Source organism: Vibrio sp. D54 (assembly GCF_021728075.1).
Taxonomy (GTDB): domain Bacteria; phylum Pseudomonadota; class Gammaproteobacteria; order Enterobacterales; family Vibrionaceae; genus Vibrio; species Vibrio alginolyticus.
On sequence record NZ_JAKKCS010000021.1, the window covers coordinates 1 to 20,009 of the forward strand.

The window sequence follows — 20,009 nt, forward strand, 5'->3', positions numbered from 1 at the left end:
TCAACCTCATCAACTACAGTGAGTTTAAAAGCGAGGGAGTAATCGCGCTGAGTTCTTTTAGTTGTTGATTTCATAACACTCTCCAATTTTGGGGGTGGAAAGTGTCAACCTTATTTAGGACGGTACAGTAAAAACTAAAAAGGCCAACCCTTCGGTTAGCCTTTTTCATTCAAACTAAGCTCTGTAAACAGGAGCGACTTAGTAGTTACCTGAAGCAACGTTGCCATTGCCTTTTTCAGCTTGAATGCGCATGTAGATTTCTTCACGGTGAACTGAAACCTCTTTCGGAGCGTTAACGCCGATACGCACTTGGTTACCTTTAACACCTAGTACAGTTACAGTCACTTCATCACCAATCATCAGTGTTTCGCCTACGCGGCGAGTCAAAATTAGCATTCTTTGCTCCTTGAGTAATCTCTAAATTTTCTTGCTACAAAGCTATTATCCAACAAAAGTTATATTTTCGTAAACTACCTTGTTAGCGAAAATCAGCCTAAAAAGGCATGTTTTTGTTGAATGTTTAATGCTTCACTAGACGTAATGTAAGCATCATGCAGAATGTTTGCTGCTGTATCCACACATTCGGGTGCTAAAACTAGCATCATAGTGAGTGCATTCGTTGCGCTGAAATTGATCTCAATATCTCGCTTTGCCAACAAATCGCATGCGTGCTCTACCATTCCATTGGCCTCAAGCCCCACTGCGGTCAACAGGCTTACCACTTCACTATTACGGATTTTGTCGCTGAACACCAGATCGAACTTGGCACATGCATCTTGTTTTATCATGATACCTGCCCGTTCTGTTTCCTCGATCACATTCCAAATGTCGATACCCAACATCTGACATTGTTTTGTAGCACTAGATAAATGTTCTTTATCGACTTCGATTATGGCAAGGTCACGTTGGATGGCTATACCAGAGACGGCTTGATTGCCTAACTCCCCCTTTACCAGACTGCCTTCATTAACATCAAATGTCGAAAGCACGCGCAGTGGCACATTATTCTTCCATGCAAATTGCACTGAAGGTAAATGTAATACTTTCGCGCCTCGGCTTGCCATCGCTTCCATGGAAGGAAAATCGATAACCGCCAATTTTCGCGCGTTTTTCACTACACGTGGGTCACAAGTATAAATACCATCAACGTCGGTAAAGATTTGACACTCATCAGCGCGCAATGCGCCTGCCAGTGCCACTGCGCTCGTATCTGAGCCACCTCGACCTAATGTGGTGATATCCCCGTTCTCATTCACACCTTGAAAGCCTGCAACAATCACGATTTGGTCTTGCTCAAGCAATCCCAGAATTGTCTTAGTATCAATGTGTTTAATCGTTGCGTCATTGTGTTGATTATCCGTCACAATATTCGCCTGTGCTCCGGTAAGCGAGCGTGCAGCATGACCCAATTTATTGAGTGTCATTGCTAACAGTGCCATTGACACTTGCTCACCAGCAGAGAGCAAAACATCAAGTTCTCGAGCTGTAGGCACGCTATCTATCTGTTTAGCGAGGTCCATCAGTCTGTTTGTTTCGCCTGACATTGCAGACACGACAACAACAACTTGATTGCCATCATTTTTCGCCTTAATGATGTGTTCAGCAACTTGGTGGATTCTTTCAATTGAACCCACTGAGGTTCCGCCAAACTTTTGCACGATAAGGGGCTTTTTCACCAGTCTTCACCTTCCCAAGACCGAAGTCTCTTTAGAACTGCTTACATCTTCAGTATTTCCTTTTAGAAAAATTATATAAGCAGTAGTTACAACAAAAACCAAATAGCCTAAATGACTCGGTTAACTTTTGGTCAATTAAACCACTTGGCTGCTAAAAAAAATTACGCTCAATCAAAGAAACTTGATTGAGCGTAATTTTAGTAGTTAAAAGCTTATAAGCGCTCTTCTAACCAAGGCTGAACTGTTTTAATTGCCTCTGGTAGTGCGGCTACATCAGTACCACCAGCTTGAGCCATGTCAGGACGACCACCGCCCTTACCACCGACTTGCTCAGCAATCATCTTAACTAGATCACCAGCTTTTACTTTACCAGTTAGATCTTTAGTCACACCAGCAATCAGGCCAACCTTGTCACCTGTTACGTTAGCAAGCAGTACGACACCAGACCCCATTTGGTTCTTAATGTCATCAACCATAGTACGTAGGTTCTTGCTGTCAGCGCCTTCAAGAGCTGCGACTAGAACTTTTGTACCATTGACTTCAACCGCTTTGCCCATGATGTTAGCGCTTTCTGCTGCCGCCATCTTATCTTTTAGCTTCTGCACTTCTTTCTCTAGCGCTTTTGCTTTCTGTGCAGATTCTGCCAGTTTCTCTTCGTACTTCGCGTTTTGAGCTTCAATCGCGTCTAATGCAGCCTCGCCTGTTACCGCCTCAATACGTCGAATACCTGCAGCAATGCCGCTTTCTGAAGTGATTTTGAATAGGCCAATATCACCTGTGCTTGATGCGTGAATACCACCGCAAAGCTCTGTCGAGAAGTCGCCCATAGATAGTACGCGTACTTCGTCGTCGTACTTCTCGCCGAATAGAGCCATTGCGCCTTTCTTCTTAGCAGACTCAATGTCCATCACGTTGGTTTCAATCGTGTGGTTGCGACGAATTTGCGCGTTAACTAGGCGCTCAACTTCTTTCAACTCTGCTGCGGTTACGGCTTCTAGATGCGAGAAGTCGAAACGTAGGTTGTCTGCCTTCACCAATGAGCCTTTCTGCGTTACGTGCTCACCTAAAACCTGGCGTAGTGCTGCGTGTAGCAAGTGCGTTGCTGAGTGGTTTAGAGAGATAGCTGCGCGACGCTCTGCGTCAACGATAGTTGCTACTTCATCACCTTTCGCTAGAACGCCTTCTGCCATTACACCGTGGTGCGCGATTGCGTTACCTAGTTTTTGAGTGTCCTCAACGTGGAATACACCAGACTCAGTACGGATTTCACCAGCGTCACCACACTGACCGCCTGACTCTGCGTAGAATGGTGTTTCACCAAGTACGATGATTGCTTTGTCGCCCGCAGATAGTGAATCTACTTCGTTGCCTTCAACGAACATCGCTGCTACAGAACTAGAGCCTTTAGTACCTGTGTAACCACAGAATTCTGTTTGCGTATCAACTTTGATTGCTGCGTTGTAGTCAGTACCAAAGTTACCCGCTTCACGCGCACGTTGACGCTGCTCTTCCATCGCTTTCTCAAAACCTTCTTCGTCGATTGCGAACTCACGCTCACGTGCAACGTCGTTAGTTAAGTCAGCTGGGAAGCCGTAAGTATCGTAAAGTTTAAATACGGTTTCGCCGTCCAGTACTTTACCGTCTAGGTTATCTAGTGCTTCGTTTAGAATAGCCATACCGCGCTCAAGTGTACGACCAAAGTTTTCTTCTTCGATACGCAGTACTTTTTCAACCACAGCTTGTTGACGCTTCAGCTCTTCACCAGCCGTACCCATGATGTCAGCTAGAACGCCAACCAACTTGTGGAAGAATGCACCTTGTGCGCCCAGCTTGTTACCGTGACGAACTGCACGACGGATGATACGGCGTAATACGTAACCACGACCTTCGTTTGAAGGCATAACGCCATCCACGATCAGGAATGAACATGAACGGATGTGGTCAGCGATAACGCGTAGTGATTGGTTTGATAGGTCTTCGTAACCGATCACTTCTGCTGCTGCTTTGATAAGAGCTTGGAACACATCGATTTCGTAGTTTGAGTGAACGCCCTGCATGATTGCAGAGATACGCTCGATACCCATACCAGTATCTACCGATGGTTTTGGTAGCGGTTCCATAGTGCCGTCTGCGTGACGGTTGAACTGCATGAATACGTTGTTCCAGATCTCGATGAAACGGTCACCATCTTCTTCAGGCGTGCCAGGACGGCCACCCCAGATGTGCTCACCGTGATCGTAGAAGATTTCAGTACATGGACCACAAGGGCCAGTGTCGCCCATTTGCCAGAAGTTATCAGACTCGTACGGCTTGCCGCCTTCTTTATCACCAATGCGAACAATACGATCAGCGGGTACGCCAACTTTCTTGTTCCAGATGTCAAACGCTTCGTCATCGGTTTCGTAAACAGTTACCAATAAACGATCCGCTGGCAGTTTAAGAACTTCGGTTAGGAATTCCCAAGCAAAGGAGATCGCATCTTCTTTGAAGTAATCGCCAAAGCTGAAGTTGCCTAACATTTCAAAGAATGTGTGGTGACGAGCAGTAAAGCCAACATTTTCTAGGTCGTTATGTTTACCACCAGCACGTACGCAACGCTGAGCCGTAGTCGCTCGAGTGTAGGCTCGTTTTTCTAAGCCTAAGAAACAATCTTTAAATTGGTTCATACCTGCGTTTGTGAACAGCAGGGTTGGGTCGTTATGTGGAACTAACGATGAACTTTCTACGATTTGGTGTCCTTTGCTCTCAAAGAACTTGAGGAACGCGTTACGAACCTCATCAGTGCTCATGTACATGCAGCTCTTCCTGAAAATAGTCGAGTTAGAATTTTGCCGTATTGTAGATCATGCAAACAGCTGAGACTAGTTTTCTTGAGGAAAAGAGGGAGTAGGAGAAAAAATTTGAAGCAAAACAAAAATCAGTGCGGACGACTGACCGTTAATCTTCGTCCTCAAAGCTCAGCGCGTAGCTGATTTGGTCAAAACTGTAGCCGCGATACTGCAGAAAACGAACTTGTTTTGCGTACTCTTTTTGGTCTTTGGCTTTAATACCTTTGAATTTCTTTTCTGCCGCCTGTTTAGCCAGTTCAAACCAATCTTGCGGCTCTTCAGCCATAGCTTGCTCAATCACCGATTCCTCAACACGCTTCTGGTTTAACTCTTGACGAATTCGACGCTCTCCATGTCCTTTGTATACATGCTGTCTAATTTGACTCTTCGCGTAACGTAAATCATCTAAATAGTTATGGTCTAGGCAAAAATTAATTGCGATCTCGATGTCTGACTCTTCATAGCCCTTCATCGATAATTTTTGGTAAAGCTCATACTGACCATGATCGCGACGACTAAGCAATTGGATAGCTGCCTCTTTGCTCGATAATGTTGGCGCCTGGCGTTTTTGGTACATGATGATCCTAAAAGTATTTTTGCTGTACAGGCTCTCAATGGCCTTTGTGATAATTCGATTTTTGATTTCAATAGATACAACAAAGCCCCGCATAGCAGGGCTTTGTCATTTATTAATCTATGAAAGATTAAAACTCTTCAGCTTGCTCTGGCGCTTCACCAGCTTCAGGCGCTTCCGCAAGTGCTGGCGCTAGCAACATTTCACGCAGTTTTGTATCGATAGTTTTGGCCACTTCAGGATGCTCACGCAGGTAGTTACACGCATTCGCTTTACCTTGACCAATCTTATCGCCATTGTAGCTATACCAAGCACCGGCTTTTTCAACTAACTTGTGCTTCACACCTAGATCGACAAGTTCACCTTCGCGGTTAAAGCCTTGGCCGTACATGATTTGTGTGTTTGCTTCTTTAAATGGTGCTGCAATCTTATTCTTAACAACTTTGATGCGCGTTTCGTTACCTACGACTTCGTCACCTTCTTTGATTGCGCCAGTACGACGGATATCTAGACGAACAGAAGCGTAGAACTTAAGTGCGTTACCACCTGTTGTTGTTTCTGGGTTACCAAACATCACACCAATCTTCATACGGATTTGGTTGATGAAGATACACATACAGTTAGACTGCTTTAGGTTACCCGTTAGCTTACGCATTGCTTGAGAAAGCATACGTGCTTGTAGACCCATGTGGCTATCGCCCATTTCGCCTTCGATTTCTGCTTTCGGTGTTAGTGCTGCGACAGAGTCGACAACCATAACATCGATAGCACCAGAACGTGCAAGTGCGTCACAGATCTCTAGCGCTTGCTCACCTGTGTCTGGCTGAGAAACTAGCAATGCATCGATATCAACGCCAAGTTTCTTCGCGTATACAGGATCTAGAGCGTGCTCTGCATCGATAAACGCACAAGTTTTGCCTTCACGTTGCGCAGCAGCAATAAGCTCAAGGGTTAATGTTGTTTTACCTGAAGATTCTGGGCCGTAGATTTCTACGATACGACCCATTGGTAGACCACCAGCACCCAAAGCGATATCAAGAGAAAGAGAACCCGTTGAGATGGTTTCTACGTCCATTGCGCGGTTATCACCAAGGCGCATGATAGAGCCTTTACCGAATTGCTTTTCAATTTGACCTAGCGCAGCGGCGAGCGCTTTCTGTTTGTTCTCGTCCATTACTTTCTCCGATTTATTCATCTTCTTTGGGCGACGAATAGTAATTCATTTTTCTTAAGCAGAAGAACTGCTCAGCAATGAAAGTTATTATACTGTTGATTCATACAGTGTCCATACCTGTATGAAAAAAATTTGGCTGACCTAAAGTCATGATTTGCTCTAGCCCTTATCAATGCTGGGCTAAAACAAGTTAAGAAATTCTAGAGCAGATGTTGATACAATTGAGTCAACGCGTGCTCGACCGCTTTTTTGCGAACTTCTGCACGGTCACCAGTAAAATGCATGGTTTCTACTTGCTGCCAACTTTGGTTATCAGCAAAAGCAAAGCAGACCATACCGACTGGTTTCTCTTCACTGCCACCACCCGGCCCTGCAATACCACTGATGGACACACCGATGGTCGCATTGGAGTTTTTAATTGCACCCTGTACCATTTCAATCACAACTGGCTCACTCACTGCACCATGCGCTTCTAACGTTGAAGCTTGCACACCAAGCATCTCCATTTTCGCTTCATTACTGTAGGTGACAAACGCACGGTCAAGCCACGCTGAACTACCAGCAATGTCAGTAATGGCGGTTGCAACACCACCACCTGTGCATGATTCTGCGGTCGTTAAAAGATGCCCGTGTTTAGCCAATAATGCGCCTAAATCGGCACTCAATTTTGTTGTTTTTTCCATAGCCAAAATGCCCTTTGTCTCTTTTTACTTGATAGGGATTCACGTATCCTAAGCCGCTACGGAAATAAACAAAAGAACTTACCTGTGAAAGCTGAACAAAAACACACTCCGATGATGCAGCAATACCTCAAGCTAAAAGCTGAGAACCCAGAGATTTTGCTGTTCTACCGCATGGGCGATTTCTACGAACTCTTTTACGATGATGCCAAGCGAGCTTCTCAGCTTCTTGATATTTCATTGACCAAACGTGGTGCGTCTGCAGGTGAACCTATCCCAATGGCGGGTGTGCCATTTCACGCCGTAGAGGGCTACCTGGCAAAACTTGTTCAGCTTGGTGAGTCTGTGGCGATCTGTGAACAGATTGGCGATCCGGCCACCAGCAAGGGCCCAGTAGAACGTAAAGTTGTGCGTATCGTGACACCAGGTACAGTGACGGATGAGGCGCTGCTTTCTGAGCGTGTCGATAACTTAATCGCAGCAATTTACCATCACAACGGTAAGTTCGGTTATGCGACGCTGGATGTCACCTCTGGTCGCTTCCAACTGACAGAACCAGAAACTGAAGAAGCGATGACAGCCGAGCTTCAACGTACCGCACCACGTGAGCTACTGTTCCCAGAAGATTTTGAACCTGTACATTTAATGGCGAGCCGCAATGGTAACCGTCGTCGCCCAGTCTGGGAGTTTGAGCTTGATACGGCTAAGCAACAACTCAATCAACAATTTGGCACAAAAGATCTGGTTGGTTTTGGTGTAGAACATGCGTCCTTAGGGTTATGTGCTGCTGGTTGTTTGATCCAGTACGTAAAAGATACTCAACGTACGGCTTTACCTCATATTCGCTCTTTAACGTTTGATCATCAGGATCAATCCGTCATCCTTGATGCTGCTACCCGACGTAATCTGGAAATTACTCAAAATCTAGCAGGCGGAACCGATAACACGCTCGCTGCAGTACTCGACCATTGTGCTACTCCGATGGGCAGCCGAATGCTGAAGCGTTGGTTGCATCAGCCTATGCGTTGCATTGAAACGTTAAACAATCGTCTTGATGCGATTGGTGAGATTAAAGAACAAGCTCTGTTTGCCGATCTTCAACCAACGTTAAAGCAAATTGGTGATATTGAACGTATCTTAGCGCGCCTTGCATTACGCTCTGCTCGCCCTCGCGATATGGCTAGACTTCGCAATGCCATGCAACAGCTACCAGAGCTAGAATCTGTCACCGCTTCTTTGACCCATCCGTACCTAACGAAATTGGCGAAGTATGCAGCTCCGATTGACGAAGTATGTGACCTGTTAGAGCGCGCGATTAAAGAAAATCCGCCGGTTGTTATTCGTGATGGTGGCGTCATCGCTGAAGGCTACAATGCGGAGCTCGATGAATGGCGAAAATTGGCAGATGGTGCAACAGAATATCTTGAGCAGCTTGAGCGAGATGAGCGTGAACGACACGGTATCGATACGCTTAAAGTAGGCTATAACAACGTTCATGGCTTCTTTATCCAAGTAAGCCGTGGCCAGAGCCATTTGGTTCCACCGCATTATGTACGTCGCCAAACACTCAAAAACGCTGAACGCTACATCATTCCAGAGCTTAAGGTACACGAAGACAAAGTACTTAACTCGAAATCTAAAGCGTTAGCACTTGAGAAACAGTTGTGGGAAGAACTGTTTGATCTATTGATGCCAAACCTTGAGAAGCTGCAAAACCTAGCTTCTGCTCTGTCTCAACTGGATGTATTACAAAACCTAGCAGAGCGTGCAGATTCGTTAGATTACTGCCGCCCAACGCTTGTGAAAGACGCAGGAATTCACATTCAAGCTGGTCGTCATCCAGTCGTAGAACAAGTAACAACAGAGCCGTTCATCGCGAACCCAATTGAGCTTAACCCAGCCCGTAAGATGTTGATCATCACCGGTCCAAACATGGGTGGTAAATCAACCTACATGCGTCAAACTGCGCTGATTGCATTGATGGCACATATCGGCTCTTATGTACCGGCAGAATCCGCACAGATTGGTTCTTTAGATCGTATATTTACTCGTATTGGTGCGTCAGATGATCTTGCATCTGGCCGCTCGACCTTCATGGTAGAAATGACCGAAACAGCCAATATTCTTCACAACGCAACTAAGAACAGTTTGGTGCTAATGGATGAAATCGGACGTGGTACTAGTACTTACGACGGTCTGTCTTTAGCTTGGGCAAGTGCGGAATGGCTCGCAACACAAATTGGTGCGATGACCCTATTTGCAACTCACTACTTCGAATTAACAGAGTTACCGAACCAACTGCCAAGCTTAGCGAACGTTCACTTGGATGCCGTAGAACATGGAGACAGCATTGCCTTTATGCACGCAGTTCAAGAAGGTGCGGCAAGTAAGTCTTACGGCTTAGCTGTTGCGGGCTTAGCTGGCGTACCAAAAACGGTCATCAAAAATGCGCGTAACAAGCTATCTCAGCTAGAGCAACTGGGGCAAAACAGTGACACACCACGTCCAAGTGCAGTAGATGTGGCTAACCAGTTGAGCCTGATTCCAGAGCCTAGCGAGGTCGAACAAGCTCTGTCAGGTATTGATCCTGACGACTTAACGCCACGCCAAGCTCTTGAAGAGCTGTATCGCTTGAAGAAGATGCTGTAAACAGACTCACACCAACGAGCAAAAAAGAAAAAAGGCTATGGGGAACCATAGCCTTTTGTGTATCTAGTGAAATACGGATTATTTAATCGTCTTCTACGTTAAACAAGTTTTCCATATTCAAACCTTGTTTGATTAGGACTTCACGAAGACGACGTAAGCCTTCCACTTGTATTTGACGTACTCGCTCACGTGTCAGACCAATCTCTCGACCAACTTCTTCCAGCGTCGAAGGCTCGTAGCCTAGTAGGCCGAAGCGTCGTGCAAGCACTTCTTTCTGTTTCGGATTCAACTCTTCTAACCAATGAATCAACGATGATTTGATGTCGTCATCTTGAGTCGAAACTTCTGGATCAGAGTTGTTTGCATCAGGAATAATATCCAGCAGCGCTTTCTCACCGTCACCACCGATTGGCGTGTCGACAGAGCTAATACGCTCATTAAGGCGTAACATTTTGCTTACGTCTTCGACTGGAATATCTAATTGAGCAGCAATTTCTCTGCGGTCGGTTCGTGATCGAGCTTTTGAGAAAGTTCACGCGCAGTACGCAGATAAATGTTCAGCTCTTTCACTACGTGGATAGGTAGACGGATCGTGCGAGTTTGGTTCATCAACGCTCGCTCTATCGTTTGTCGGATCCACCATGTTGCGTAAGTAGAGAAACGGAAACCACGTTCTGGGTCGAATTTTTCGACCGCTCGGATCAAGCCGAGGTTACCTTCTTCAATCAGATCGAGTAGTGCTAGACCACGGTTACTGTATCGACGAGAAATCTTAACAACCAAACGTAGGTTACTTTCGATCATACGTTTGCGTGCCGCTTCGTCGCCACGTAGGGCGCGTCTTGCGTAAAGCACTTCTTCTTCGGCAGTAAGTAAAGGTGAGAAGCCAATTTCGCCCAAATACAACTGAGTTGCATCTAAGCTTTTACTGCTCGCGTCAAATTCTTCACGCGCAGTCGCTTTGCTTTCTGTGGATGATGATCTTTCGAGTTCGTTATCAATGGTCTTCACTGACGCATTATCAAATGCAAACTCTTCAACTTTGGTTACTGTGTTGCTGATACTCATAACGCCTCCCCCTGGCGAGTTAGCAAGACATGACAACTCAATATGTCGCTAAATGATGTCGCAAGTTGTTTTTCAAAGTTTTAAGGCAAATAGCGTTTTGGATTCACTGATTTACCTTGATAGCGAATTTCAAAGTGTAGTTTGACCGACTTTGCACCTGAACTACCCATGGTGGCGATTTTTTGTCCGCTTTTTACGCTTTGTCCTTCTGTGACCAACAGCTTGTCATTATGTGCGTATGCGCTTAAATAGTTGTCGTTATGCTTTACTATAATTAAGTTGCCATAACCTCGTAGCGCATTGCCTGAATAAACGACTGTGCCGGCTGCGGTTGAAACGATAGGTTGACCACGCTGTCCTGCGATGTCGATACCTTTATTTCCCTGTTCTCCCGCCGAAAAGTTCTTGATTACTCTCCCTTTTGTTGGCCACAACCACTTTGAGACTTTATCACTCTTTGCTGTAGTAGTTGGCGCTTTTTGCTTCACTTTTTGGTTATCTTTTGAACCAACATACTCCTTTGTTTTCGATTGTTCAACCTTCTTTGGAGGCTGTTTTTGTACGACTTTAGGCTTAGTCTCTGTAGGTTTTTGACTAGAGTTTTTACTCGAAGGTTTAGGTTTAGAGGCTGTTGATGTTTTCGTCACTGGAGCTGGGGGTGTCGTAACAACAGGAGCCACAACGGGTTCAACTTTTTGACCATATTTAGGGGCGACATATTTCGGAGCCCAAAGTTTTAGCCTCTGTCCTGGGTAGATAGTATAAGGCTGAGTTAACTCATTGTAACGAACAAGATCATTTACATCTTTATCTGTGACATAAGCTATGAAGTAAAGTGTATCGCCTTTTTTTACCTCATAATAACTCCCTCTGTAACTCCCTCTTTCAAGGCTTGAATAGTCTTTTTTTAGGCTAGAGACAGGTGCAGGGGAATGCGCTGCACAACCAACTAGTCCTGCAGCAAACACAAAGCTAATACCAATATGACGTAGTAACTTATTCACCTATCCCTAACCCTTAAGCTAAATCACCCGCAACCAGAGGTACGAACCGAACCATTTCTACAACGGTAGAGAGATATTCGTCTCCCTTACGCTCTATTTTTAATAACTGTTGTTCCGTATCTCCAACAGGAATGACCATTTTGCCGCCATCTCTTAATTGTGAGAGAAGAGCTTGGGGAATCACTTCAGCGGCAGCGGTAACAATAATAGCATCGAAAGGACCTCGCGCTTCCCAGCCCTGCCACCCATCAGCATGCTTAGTTGAAACATTGTAGATATCCAATTGCTTCAGGCGACGCTTTGCTTCCCATTGCAACGATTTAATTCGCTCAACGGAGTATACATGATCAACAATTTGCGCCAGTACCGCGGTTTGATAACCCGATCCCGTTCCGATTTCCAGAACACGACTCGCCGGTTCTAGCTCAAGCAACTCGGTCATACGAGCAACGATATAAGGCTGAGAAATAGTTTGTCCCTGACCAATTGGTAACGCATTGTTATCATAGGCTTGGTGCATCATCGCTTGAGAAACAAAGCTTTCTCGTGGCAAGCGTTGGATAGCATCCAGAACTCTTTGGTCTTTGATGCCACTGGAGATAAGAAACGCTATCAACCTGTCAGCATGTGGGTTACTCATTACTTCTCTTCCTTTAACCAACTATCCATAGCACGCAGCGACTCGTGAGCGGTGAGATCAACTTGCAGAGGCGTCATTGAAACTCGGCCATGCTCAATTGCATAAAAGTCCGTGCCCTCTCCTGCATCTTGCTCCTTTCCTGGTGGCCCTAACCAATAAATGTCATGGCCTCTCGGATCTTTCTGCTTGATCATATTCTCTGCGTGATGACGTGCACCTAAACGCGTAACTTCAATTTCACCTAAACTCTCTGATGGTAAGTCAGGCACGTTTACGTTCAGTAGACGATTCGTTGGAATCGGCGACGCTAAATGCTGTTGTACAATTTGACGTGCAATTTTAGCGGCGGATTCGAAATGTCGCTTACCCACTAGAGAAAAAGCCACCGACTGAACGCCAAGGAAATGACCTTCCATGGCTGCTGCTACTGTTCCAGAATAAAGAACATCATCACCCAAATTAGCGCCATGGTTGATTCCTGACAGAACAAGATCAGGCAAATCATCTTTCATTAGCTCATTCAGCGCGAAATGCACACAATCCGTGGGCGTGCCTTGCACTGAGTAGATATTTGGGGCAATTTCCGTCACGCGTAATGGTTGTTCTAATGTGAGTGAATTCGAAGCACCTGAACGATTTCGATCAGGTGCGACAATGGTCACTTCGGCGATATCTCTCAACTCATCAGCGAGGGCATGAATCCCTTGTGCATGAACACCATCATCATTGCTGATTAAGACTCTTAAGGGCTTCGGGTTTCGTGAATCCTGTTCCATTAGTATTCTCTTTCTACTTCAACCTCATTAACTAACTCACGAACAATAGAGGTCGCAAAAGATCCCGCATCCAGTGAGAAAGTCAGCGTAATGTTGTTACCTTCAACCGTCCAAGCTAAATCTTTTGGCTTCAGCGCAATATCGCGACGATCGTGGCGCATGCGATTACCACGAATCAACGCCATGAGGTCAGGCTCTTCGTCTAAAAACGGTTGCTCTAATGCCAGAGCCTCGGCTTGAGTAGGCAGTGCATTATCGCCAGCAAGCGCAGCGGTAATTGCCGCTTCACCTTGCGCAAATTGCGCTTGCAGAGCAGCGATGTTGTTTGCATCAATCAACTGAGTGCCAGAATTCGTCTGTGCAATGTCACCATCAATGAACTTATCAAACACACCATTCTCTAGACGAGCTGAAACGATGCGGTTGAAAATCCACGAACGAGCTGCTGATAAATACATGCTTCGCTTGTTTTGATTGCGGGTACGAACGTTTTCGCGTCCCCATCGACGTGCTTCTTCAAGGTTGTTGCCATCGTTACCAAAACGCTGACTACCAAAGTAATTTGGCACACCAACTTGTTTCACTTTTTCAAGACGTTGTTCTACATCCGCTATATCTGTCACTTCAGACAAAGTAACCACGAACTCGTTCCCTACTAGGTCACCAGGACGCAGTTTTTTATTGTGACGATCTGTTGCGAGGATTTCGATACTTGGGTATTGAGCCAAAAACGCTGAAAAATCTGGCGTTTCACCTTTTGGTAAATGGACACTTAACCACTGTTCCGTCACCGCATGACGGTCTTTAAGACCCGCCCAGCTAACGTCTTTCGACTTAACACCACAGGCTTTTGCTAACTCGTTAGCAACGAAGCTGGTGTTCTCGCCCGTTTTACGGATACGAACCATTAAGTGCTCGCCTTCGCCCGTAAAGGCAAAACCTAAATCTTCGCGAACCTGAAAATGCTCTGGCTGCGCTTTAATTTTTGCCGATGCAACTGGCTTACCCGTTAGGTAAGCCAATGAAGATAAAATGTCTGACATGATGTGTTTCCGCTGATATCACAGCTTAGAGGAGCAAATTGCTAGTTATTGCTTAAACAGAAGTACAACGGCTTCCGTTGCAATGCCTTCTTTGCGTCCAGTAAAACCGAGACGTTCTGTCGTCGTCGCTTTTACGTTAATGTTACTAATGTCGGTTTCTAGGTCTTCGGCTATCGCCGCACACATTGCGTCAATGTGTGGTGCCATTTTAGGCGCTTGTGCCATGATGGTTACATCAGCATTGCCAAGACGGTAGCCTTGCTCTTTAACTCGACGGTAAACGTCTTTCAGTAATTCACGACTGTTTGCGCCTTTCCATTTATCATCCGTATCTGGGAAATGACGACCAATATCGCCGGCAGCAATCGCGCCCAGCAGAGCATCCGTTAACGCATGCAACGCTACATCGCCATCTGAGTGTGCAATCAAACCTTGCTCATAAGGGATTGCTACACCACCAATAATGACTGGGCCTTCACCACCGAATTTATGTACATCGAAACCATGACCAATTCGAATCATTTTCTATCCTTTCTTTATTCGCCGCGCTCACGGCTTAGATAAAACTCGGCTAACGCAAGATCTTCTGGCTGAGTGATTTTTATATTGTTCGCATTCCCTTGAACTAAGGCTGGCTTCTCGCCTAACCATTCCAAAGCCGAGGCTTCATCGGTAATGGTTACACCCTGTTCTAATGCGTCAGCCAGTGCTTGAGTAAGCTGCTGAGTTTTAAACATTTGTGGAGTAAGTGCATGCCACAATGCTTCTCTATCTACCGTATGATCGATATCTTGTACTGCGTTTGCTCGCTTCATTGTATCTCTCACAGGAGATGCGAGAATGCCACCCGTTAAGTGGGCGCAGCAAACATCAATCAAACGGTCAATGTCGGATGTTAATACACATGGCCTCGCAGCGTCGTGGACTAATACCCACTCGCTTTCCAGATGTTCATTGACATAGTTTAGCCCTGATAACACAGAGTCTGCTCTTTCTTTACCACCAGCTACACGAATCACATCTGGGTGCTTAGCAATGGACAATTCTGGGTAATATGGGTCGCCGTCAGTAATGGCAACGACAACCTTAGAAATATTTGGGTGAGAAAGCAGTTTCTCTACGGTATGTTCCAGTACCGCTTTACCTTCGATCAATAAATATTGCTTAGGGCGATCTGCCTTCATTCTGCTCCCTACACCAGCAGCAGGCACAATTGCGATATGCGATGAGTTCATATCCAACATTTTAATGGTTTTCCTCACCTATAATGCGGTAAAAAGTCTCGCCATCTTTAACTAAACCGAGCTCATGACGCGCACGTTCTTCAATCGCATCAAGACCTTGCCTTAAGTCATCAATCTCAGCGAACATTTCATTGTTGCGAGCTTGTAGCTTGCTGTTCACTTGTTGCTGAACTTCAATTTCATCTTTTACTGTGTAGTAGTCAGACACTCCGTTTTTACCAAACCATAGGGTGTATTGAAGCAAGCCAAACAGTAACGTAAGGGCTATAACAAAGATTCGCATATCGCTGCTAACATTCTGTACCGGAAGGAATTAGATAAGGTGACATATATAGCATAAATGCGAGGTTGCCTCTAGGGGAGAAAGGGAGACTCACACGCTCCTTACAAGAAATAAGCAGCAAAATGAAACAAAGAGACTTCTCTACTCTCTCTCCTCGTTCTATGGAATCACAAATGAACGTAAGCGAAAGACATCAAAAAGCAAAGCCTGTTCTCATATGTCAGATACAAAAACACCCCGCCAAAGCAGGGTGTTTTAAAAGCTTTAAGTTAAGCTGCTAATTCAGTGAAGAATTAAGCTTGACCTTTAACTTCTTTAAGACCGTTGAAAGGAGCGCGCTCACCTAGAGCTTCCTCGATACGGATTAGCTGGTTGTACTTAGCAACACGGTCAGAACGGCTCATAGAACCAGTTTTGATTTGACCTGCTGCTGTACCTACCGCTAGGTCAGCGATAGTTGCATCTTCAGTTTCGCCAGAACGGTGAGAGATTACTGCTGTGTAACCTGCGTCTTTAGCCATCTTGATTGCAGCTAGAGTCTCAGTTAGAGAACCGATTTGGTTGAACTTGATAAGGATAGAGTTAGCTACGCCTTTCTCGATACCTTCAGCAAGGATCTTAGTGTTAGTAACGAATAGATCGTCACCTACTAGTTGAAGCTTGTCACCTAGTAGTTCAGTTTGGTGCTTGAAGCCATCCCAGTCAGACTCGTCTAGACCATCTTCGATAGAAACGATTGGGAATTGGTTAGCTAGCTCAGCTAGGTAGTGGTTGAACTCTTCAGAAGTGAAAGTTTTACCTTCGCCTTTCATGTTGTAGATGCCAGCTTCTTTGTCGAAGAACTCAGATGCAGCACAGTCCATAGCTAGAGTAACGTCTTTACCTAGTTCGTAACCAGCAGCTGCAACAGCTTCTGCGATAACTTCTAGAGCTTCAGCGTTAGATTTAAGGTTAGGAGCAAAACCACCTTCATCACCAACTGCAGTGCTGTAGCCTTTAGACTTAAGAACTTTAGCTAGGTTGTGGAATACTTCTGCACCGATACGTAGACCTTCTTTAAGAGTCTTAGCGCCAACTGGTTGGATCATGAACTCTTGGATGTCAACGTTGTTGTCTGCGTGCTCACCACCGTTGATGATGTTCATCATTGGTAGAGGCATAGAGAACTGACCTGCAGTGCCGTTTAGCTCAGCGATGTGCTCGTATAGAGGCATGCCTTTCGCAGCAGCAGCAGCTTTAGCGTTTGCTAGAGAAACAGCTAGGATAGCGTTAGCACCGAATTTAGATTTGTTTTCAGTGCCGTCTAGTTCGATCATTACTGCGTCGATTGCAGCTTGGTCTTTAGCGTCTTTGCCAACTAGAGCTTCAGCGATTGGGCCGTTTACAGCTTCAACTGCTTTAAGAACACCTTTACCTAGGAAACGTGCTTTGTCACCGTCACGTAGCTCAAGAGCTTCGCGAGAACCAGTAGATGCGCCAGATGGAGCTGCCGCCATACCTACGAAACCGCCTTCTAGGTGTACTTCAGCTTCTACAGTTGGGTTACCACGTGAGTCGATGATTTCACGACCTAGAACTTTAACGATCTTAGACATTAATGTTTCCTCTCGTTTCAAATATAAATGTCAATCTTAAAGGGTAGCAGCACAACCTTCGCCGCCGCCCGTATCCTTTTACTTCTCGAATTCGCCGCGTGCATTTTGGCCCGCAGCCTTAACAAAACCTGCAAACAATGGATGTCCATCGCGAGGAGTCGAGGTGAATTCTGGGTGGAACTGAGCCGCTACAAACCATGGGTGAGCTGGGTTCTCAATCATTTCCACTAACTTCTTGTCCGCAGATAGACCTGATACTTTTAGGCCTGCTTTTTCGATTTGCGGACGAAGCACGTTATTCACTTCGTAACGGTGACGGTGACGTTCATGGATCGTCGCGCTACCGTACAGTTCACGAGCTTTAGTCCCTTTCTCTAGGTGACACAGCTGTGAACCAAGACGCATCGTACCGCCTAGGTCAGACTTTTCAGTACGCTCTTCTACGCTACCTGATTCGTCTACCCACTCTGTGATCAAACCTACCACAGGGTACTTCGTCTCTTTGTTAAATTCTGTTGAATGTGCACCTTCCATACCCGCAACGTTACGCGCGTATTCGATTAGTGCAACTTGCATACCCAAACAAATACCTAAGTAAGGCACGTTATTTTCACGTGCATATTGAGCCGCACGGATCTTGCCTTCAATACCACGATCGCCGAAGCCACCTGGTACTAGGATTGCGTCCAAACCTTCTAGAAGTTCAACGCCTTTTGTTTCGATATCTTGTGAGTCTACATACTTAATTGTGACGCTTAGGCGGTTTTTCAAGCCAGCGTGTTTAAGCGCTTCGTTCACAGATTTGTATGCATCTGGTAATTCAATGTATTTACCAACCATACCGATGGTTACTTCACCAGTAGGATTTGCTTCTTCGTAGATAACCTGTTCCCATTCAGAAAGGTCTGCTTCAGGAGCAGTAATACCAAAGCGAGCACACACAAGGTCATCTAGCCCTTGAGATTTAATCAACTGAGGGATCTTGTAGATAGAGTCTACATCCTTCATTGAAATTACTGCTTTTTCTGGAACATTACAGAACAGTGCGATTTTTTTACGCTCATTCGCAGGAATAACGCGATCGCTACGGCAAACTAGGATGTCTGGCTGAATACCGATAGATAGAAGTTCTTTTACAGAGTGTTGCGTCGGCTTAGTTTTCACTTCGCCCGCTGCCGCTAGGTAAGGAACAAGTGTTAGGTGCATGAACATTGCGCGCTCACGGCCTAGCTCAACAGCTAGCTGACGAATCGCTTCCATAAATGGTAGTGATTCGATATCACCAACAGTACCGCCAACTTCAACGATAGCCACATCATGGCCTTCAGAACCTGCAATAACGCGATCTTTGATTGCGTTAGTGATATGAGGGATAACTTGAATAGTTGCGCCTAGGTAGTCACCACGACGTTCTTTACGAAGTACGTCGGCATAAACACGACCTGCAGTGAAGTTGTTACGCTTGGTCATCTTGGTACGGATGAAACGCTCGTAGTGACCAAGGTCAAGGTCAGTCTCTGCGCCATCTTCTGTAACGAACACTTCACCGTGCTGAGTAGGGCTCATTGTGCCCGGGTCAACGTTGATGTAAGGGTCAAGCTTCATCATAGTCACTTTAAGACCACGAGCTTCTAGAATAGCCGCAAGAGATGCTGCTGCAATACCTTTACCTAGAGAGGATACAACCCCGCCAGTAACAAAAATGTAATTTGTCGTCATGTTTAACCTGAAATTGGTTGAATGAGGGAAATGGAGTGCTTCTGGACGGGAGATAAATATACCAGAAGCTCCTTACCGCCACAACGTGAAATCTATCACACCGTAATTTTTTATTTTTTGCTTCAAATCAAAGTGAGCAAAGACAAACCAAAGTCCGTTTTCGTGTAACCAAACAAGCTGACCTTATATTATGTATTCTGCCAGTTTACCTCTGCCTCGATTCTTCTTGTTTTACTTCATCCCAAAAATGGTCAAGTTCTGATAAAGAACAATCTGTAAGTACTTTGCCTGACTGCTGGACCTTGCCTTCAACTTGTTTAAAACGTCGCGCAAACTTTACGTTTGCTTTTCCTAGCGCGACTTCTGGGTTTTTATCAAGGTGGCGAGCCAAATTGACAGTCGCAAATAGCAAATCACCGAGCTCCAACTCAACTTTCTCTTCATCGGGCTGAACTTGCAGTGCCTCTTCCATGACTTCGTCAATTTCTTCTCGTACTTTATCGACAACCGGGCCAAGTGAATCCCAATCAAACCCAAATTTTGCACATTTTTTCTGAATTTTTGTAGCACGAGAAAGTGCCGGTAAAGAGTTTGGTATTGAGTCTAGGATACTTTCTTCCGCTTTGCCTACTAGGGCTTTTTCTTTTGCTTTTTCCGCTTCCCAGTTCGCGTTAATTTCCTCGTCAGATTCAAACTCAACATCTGAAAAAACATGTGGGTGGCGACGAGTCAGTTTTTCGTTCACGGTTTCGACGACATCCGAAAAGTCAAACAGCTCTTGCTCTTTCGCTAGCTGACTGTAAAAAATCACCTGAAACAACAAATCCCCTAGCTCTTCTTTTAGATTGGGCCAATCTCGATTTTGAATCGCGTCCACCACTTCGTAGGTTTCTTCTATAGTATGCGGAACGATGGTGTCAAAGGTTTGTTTTAAGTCCCAAGGGCAACCGTTTTCTGGGTCACGCAGCTTCGCCATGATTTGTTCTAACTGTTCAATTGGATGACTCATTTTTTGTTCCTTTAAACCTTTCTATTAAAGAAAAAGGTGAGCAGCCA

The 20,009-nt window shown here is 45.4% G+C and carries 17 protein-coding genes and 1 pseudogene; 1 reads left to right on the forward strand and 17 read right to left on the reverse strand.

Translation table 11 applies throughout. The features are described 5' to 3' along the window. Window positions 1–198 precede the first annotated feature (198 nt). The 6 genes from csrA to pncC form a co-directional block, all read right to left on the reverse strand. Complete coding sequence (gene csrA / locus L3V37_RS20895) at window positions 199–396, reverse strand: carbon storage regulator CsrA (RefSeq protein WP_004415691.1); 198 nt, start codon at window positions 394–396, stop codon at window positions 199–201. A gap of 92 nt (window positions 397–488) precedes the next feature. Further along, on the reverse strand, window positions 489–1,676 hold the full coding sequence (locus L3V37_RS20900) for an aspartate kinase (protein WP_005383803.1): 1,188 nt from the start codon (window positions 1,674–1,676) through the stop codon (window positions 489–491). A gap of 212 nt (window positions 1,677–1,888) precedes the next feature. Then, the gene (gene alaS, locus L3V37_RS20905) at window positions 1,889–4,471 is read right to left on the reverse strand and encodes an alanine--tRNA ligase (RefSeq protein WP_132936929.1); all 2,583 of its coding nucleotides are present in this window, start codon (window positions 4,469–4,471) and stop codon (window positions 1,889–1,891) included. Between the two features lie 142 nt (window positions 4,472–4,613). Next, entirely contained in the window at window positions 4,614–5,081 is a 468-nt protein-coding gene (recX, locus tag L3V37_RS20910) for a recombination regulator RecX (RefSeq protein WP_237307021.1), read from the reverse strand. A gap of 127 nt (window positions 5,082–5,208) precedes the next feature. Next, window positions 5,209–6,252, reverse strand: coding sequence for a recombinase RecA (gene recA, locus L3V37_RS20915; RefSeq protein WP_005380874.1), 1,044 nt, complete (start codon window positions 6,250–6,252; stop codon window positions 5,209–5,211). 200 nt (window positions 6,253–6,452) lie between these two features. Beyond that, window positions 6,453–6,935, reverse strand: coding sequence for a nicotinamide-nucleotide amidase (gene pncC / locus L3V37_RS20920; RefSeq protein ID WP_017633544.1), 483 nt, complete (start codon window positions 6,933–6,935; stop codon window positions 6,453–6,455). A gap of 84 nt (window positions 6,936–7,019) precedes the next feature. Here pncC and mutS point away from each other — a divergent pair, with 84 nt between their 5' ends. Continuing rightward, window positions 7,020–9,581: a DNA mismatch repair protein MutS gene (mutS, locus tag L3V37_RS20925; protein ID WP_237307023.1), complete on the forward strand. Its 2,562-nt coding sequence runs from the start codon at window positions 7,020–7,022 to the stop codon at window positions 9,579–9,581. 82 nt (window positions 9,582–9,663) lie between these two features. On the opposite strand, the pseudogene rpoS reads toward mutS, so the two are convergent. From rpoS to mazG, 11 genes and pseudogenes are all read right to left on the reverse strand, one after another. Further along, window positions 9,664–10,649 (reverse strand): annotated as a pseudogene (gene rpoS / locus L3V37_RS20930) (RNA polymerase sigma factor RpoS). Between the two features lie 80 nt (window positions 10,650–10,729). Continuing rightward, on the reverse strand, window positions 10,730–11,653 hold the full coding sequence (locus tag L3V37_RS20935; protein ID WP_017633546.1) for a peptidoglycan DD-metalloendopeptidase family protein: 924 nt from the start codon (window positions 11,651–11,653) through the stop codon (window positions 10,730–10,732). 13 nt (window positions 11,654–11,666) lie between these two features. Beyond that, window positions 11,667–12,293 carry a protein-L-isoaspartate(D-aspartate) O-methyltransferase gene (locus tag L3V37_RS20940; RefSeq protein WP_005380892.1) on the reverse strand — a complete coding sequence of 209 codons (627 nt, stop codon included), beginning with the start codon at window positions 12,291–12,293 and terminating at the stop codon, window positions 11,667–11,669. Further along, entirely contained in the window at window positions 12,293–13,069 is a 777-nt protein-coding gene (surE, locus tag L3V37_RS20945) for a 5'/3'-nucleotidase SurE (protein WP_237307025.1), read from the reverse strand. Before surE ends, L3V37_RS20940 begins: the two co-directional genes overlap by 1 nt. After that, a complete protein-coding gene (gene truD, locus L3V37_RS20950) occupies window positions 13,069–14,112 on the reverse strand; it encodes a tRNA pseudouridine(13) synthase TruD (RefSeq protein WP_237307027.1) in 1,044 nt (347 codons plus the stop codon). The genes surE and truD overlap by 1 nt, the downstream gene beginning before the upstream one ends. A gap of 45 nt (window positions 14,113–14,157) precedes the next feature. Further along, on the reverse strand, window positions 14,158–14,634 hold the full coding sequence (gene ispF, locus L3V37_RS20955; protein ID WP_005380896.1) for a 2-C-methyl-D-erythritol 2,4-cyclodiphosphate synthase: 477 nt from the start codon (window positions 14,632–14,634) through the stop codon (window positions 14,158–14,160). A gap of 14 nt (window positions 14,635–14,648) precedes the next feature. Then, window positions 14,649–15,356 (reverse strand): 2-C-methyl-D-erythritol 4-phosphate cytidylyltransferase, encoded by a 708-nt coding sequence (ispD, locus tag L3V37_RS20960; protein ID WP_237307029.1) that lies wholly within the window; start codon window positions 15,354–15,356, stop codon window positions 14,649–14,651. Between the two features lies 1 nt (window position 15,357). Then, the gene (gene ftsB, locus L3V37_RS20965) at window positions 15,358–15,639 is read right to left on the reverse strand and encodes a cell division protein FtsB (RefSeq protein ID WP_005380907.1); all 282 of its coding nucleotides are present in this window, start codon (window positions 15,637–15,639) and stop codon (window positions 15,358–15,360) included. A gap of 293 nt (window positions 15,640–15,932) precedes the next feature. Beyond that, a complete protein-coding gene (eno, locus tag L3V37_RS20970) occupies window positions 15,933–17,234 on the reverse strand; it encodes a phosphopyruvate hydratase (RefSeq protein WP_005383785.1) in 1,302 nt (433 codons plus the stop codon). Window positions 17,235–17,312: 78 nt separating this feature from the next. Then, the gene (locus tag L3V37_RS20975) at window positions 17,313–18,953 is read right to left on the reverse strand and encodes a CTP synthase (protein ID WP_021034029.1); all 1,641 of its coding nucleotides are present in this window, start codon (window positions 18,951–18,953) and stop codon (window positions 17,313–17,315) included. Window positions 18,954–19,158: 205 nt separating this feature from the next. Continuing rightward, entirely contained in the window at window positions 19,159–19,962 is an 804-nt protein-coding gene (gene mazG, locus L3V37_RS20980) for a nucleoside triphosphate pyrophosphohydrolase (RefSeq protein WP_005383780.1), read from the reverse strand. Between the last annotated feature and the right edge of the window lie 47 nt (window positions 19,963–20,009).

What these genes read in the sequence shown, in the direction of transcription:
- ispD (WP_237307029.1), bottom strand. Translation starts at nt 15,356, where the DNA reads ATGTTGGATATGAACTCATCGCATATCGCAATTGTGCCTGCTGCTGGT.
- recA (WP_005380874.1), bottom strand. Translation starts at nt 6,252, where the DNA reads ATGGACGAGAACAAACAGAAAGCGCTCGCCGCTGCGCTAGGTCAAATT.
- alaS (WP_132936929.1), bottom strand. Translation starts at nt 4,471, where the DNA reads ATGTACATGAGCACTGATGAGGTTCGTAACGCGTTCCTCAAGTTCTTT.
- mazG (WP_005383780.1), bottom strand. Translation starts at nt 19,962, where the DNA reads ATGAGTCATCCAATTGAACAGTTAGAACAAATCATGGCGAAGCTGCGT.
- csrA (WP_004415691.1), bottom strand. Translation starts at nt 396, where the DNA reads ATGCTAATTTTGACTCGCCGCGTAGGCGAAACACTGATGATTGGTGAT.
- ftsB (WP_005380907.1), bottom strand. Translation starts at nt 15,639, where the DNA reads ATGCGAATCTTTGTTATAGCCCTTACGTTACTGTTTGGCTTGCTTCAA.
- eno (WP_005383785.1), bottom strand. Translation starts at nt 17,234, where the DNA reads ATGTCTAAGATCGTTAAAGTTCTAGGTCGTGAAATCATCGACTCACGT.
- truD (WP_237307027.1), bottom strand. Translation starts at nt 14,112, where the DNA reads ATGTCAGACATTTTATCTTCATTGGCTTACCTAACGGGTAAGCCAGTT.
- recX (WP_237307021.1), bottom strand. Translation starts at nt 5,081, where the DNA reads ATGTACCAAAAACGCCAGGCGCCAACATTATCGAGCAAAGAGGCAGCT.
- ispF (WP_005380896.1), bottom strand. Translation starts at nt 14,634, where the DNA reads ATGATTCGAATTGGTCATGGTTTCGATGTACATAAATTCGGTGGTGAA.
- surE (WP_237307025.1), bottom strand. Translation starts at nt 13,069, where the DNA reads ATGGAACAGGATTCACGAAACCCGAAGCCCTTAAGAGTCTTAATCAGC.
- L3V37_RS20975 (WP_021034029.1), bottom strand. Translation starts at nt 18,953, where the DNA reads ATGACGACAAATTACATTTTTGTTACTGGCGGGGTTGTATCCTCTCTA.
- pncC (WP_017633544.1), bottom strand. Translation starts at nt 6,935, where the DNA reads ATGGAAAAAACAACAAAATTGAGTGCCGATTTAGGCGCATTATTGGCT.
- L3V37_RS20940 (WP_005380892.1), bottom strand. Translation starts at nt 12,293, where the DNA reads ATGAGTAACCCACATGCTGACAGGTTGATAGCGTTTCTTATCTCCAGT.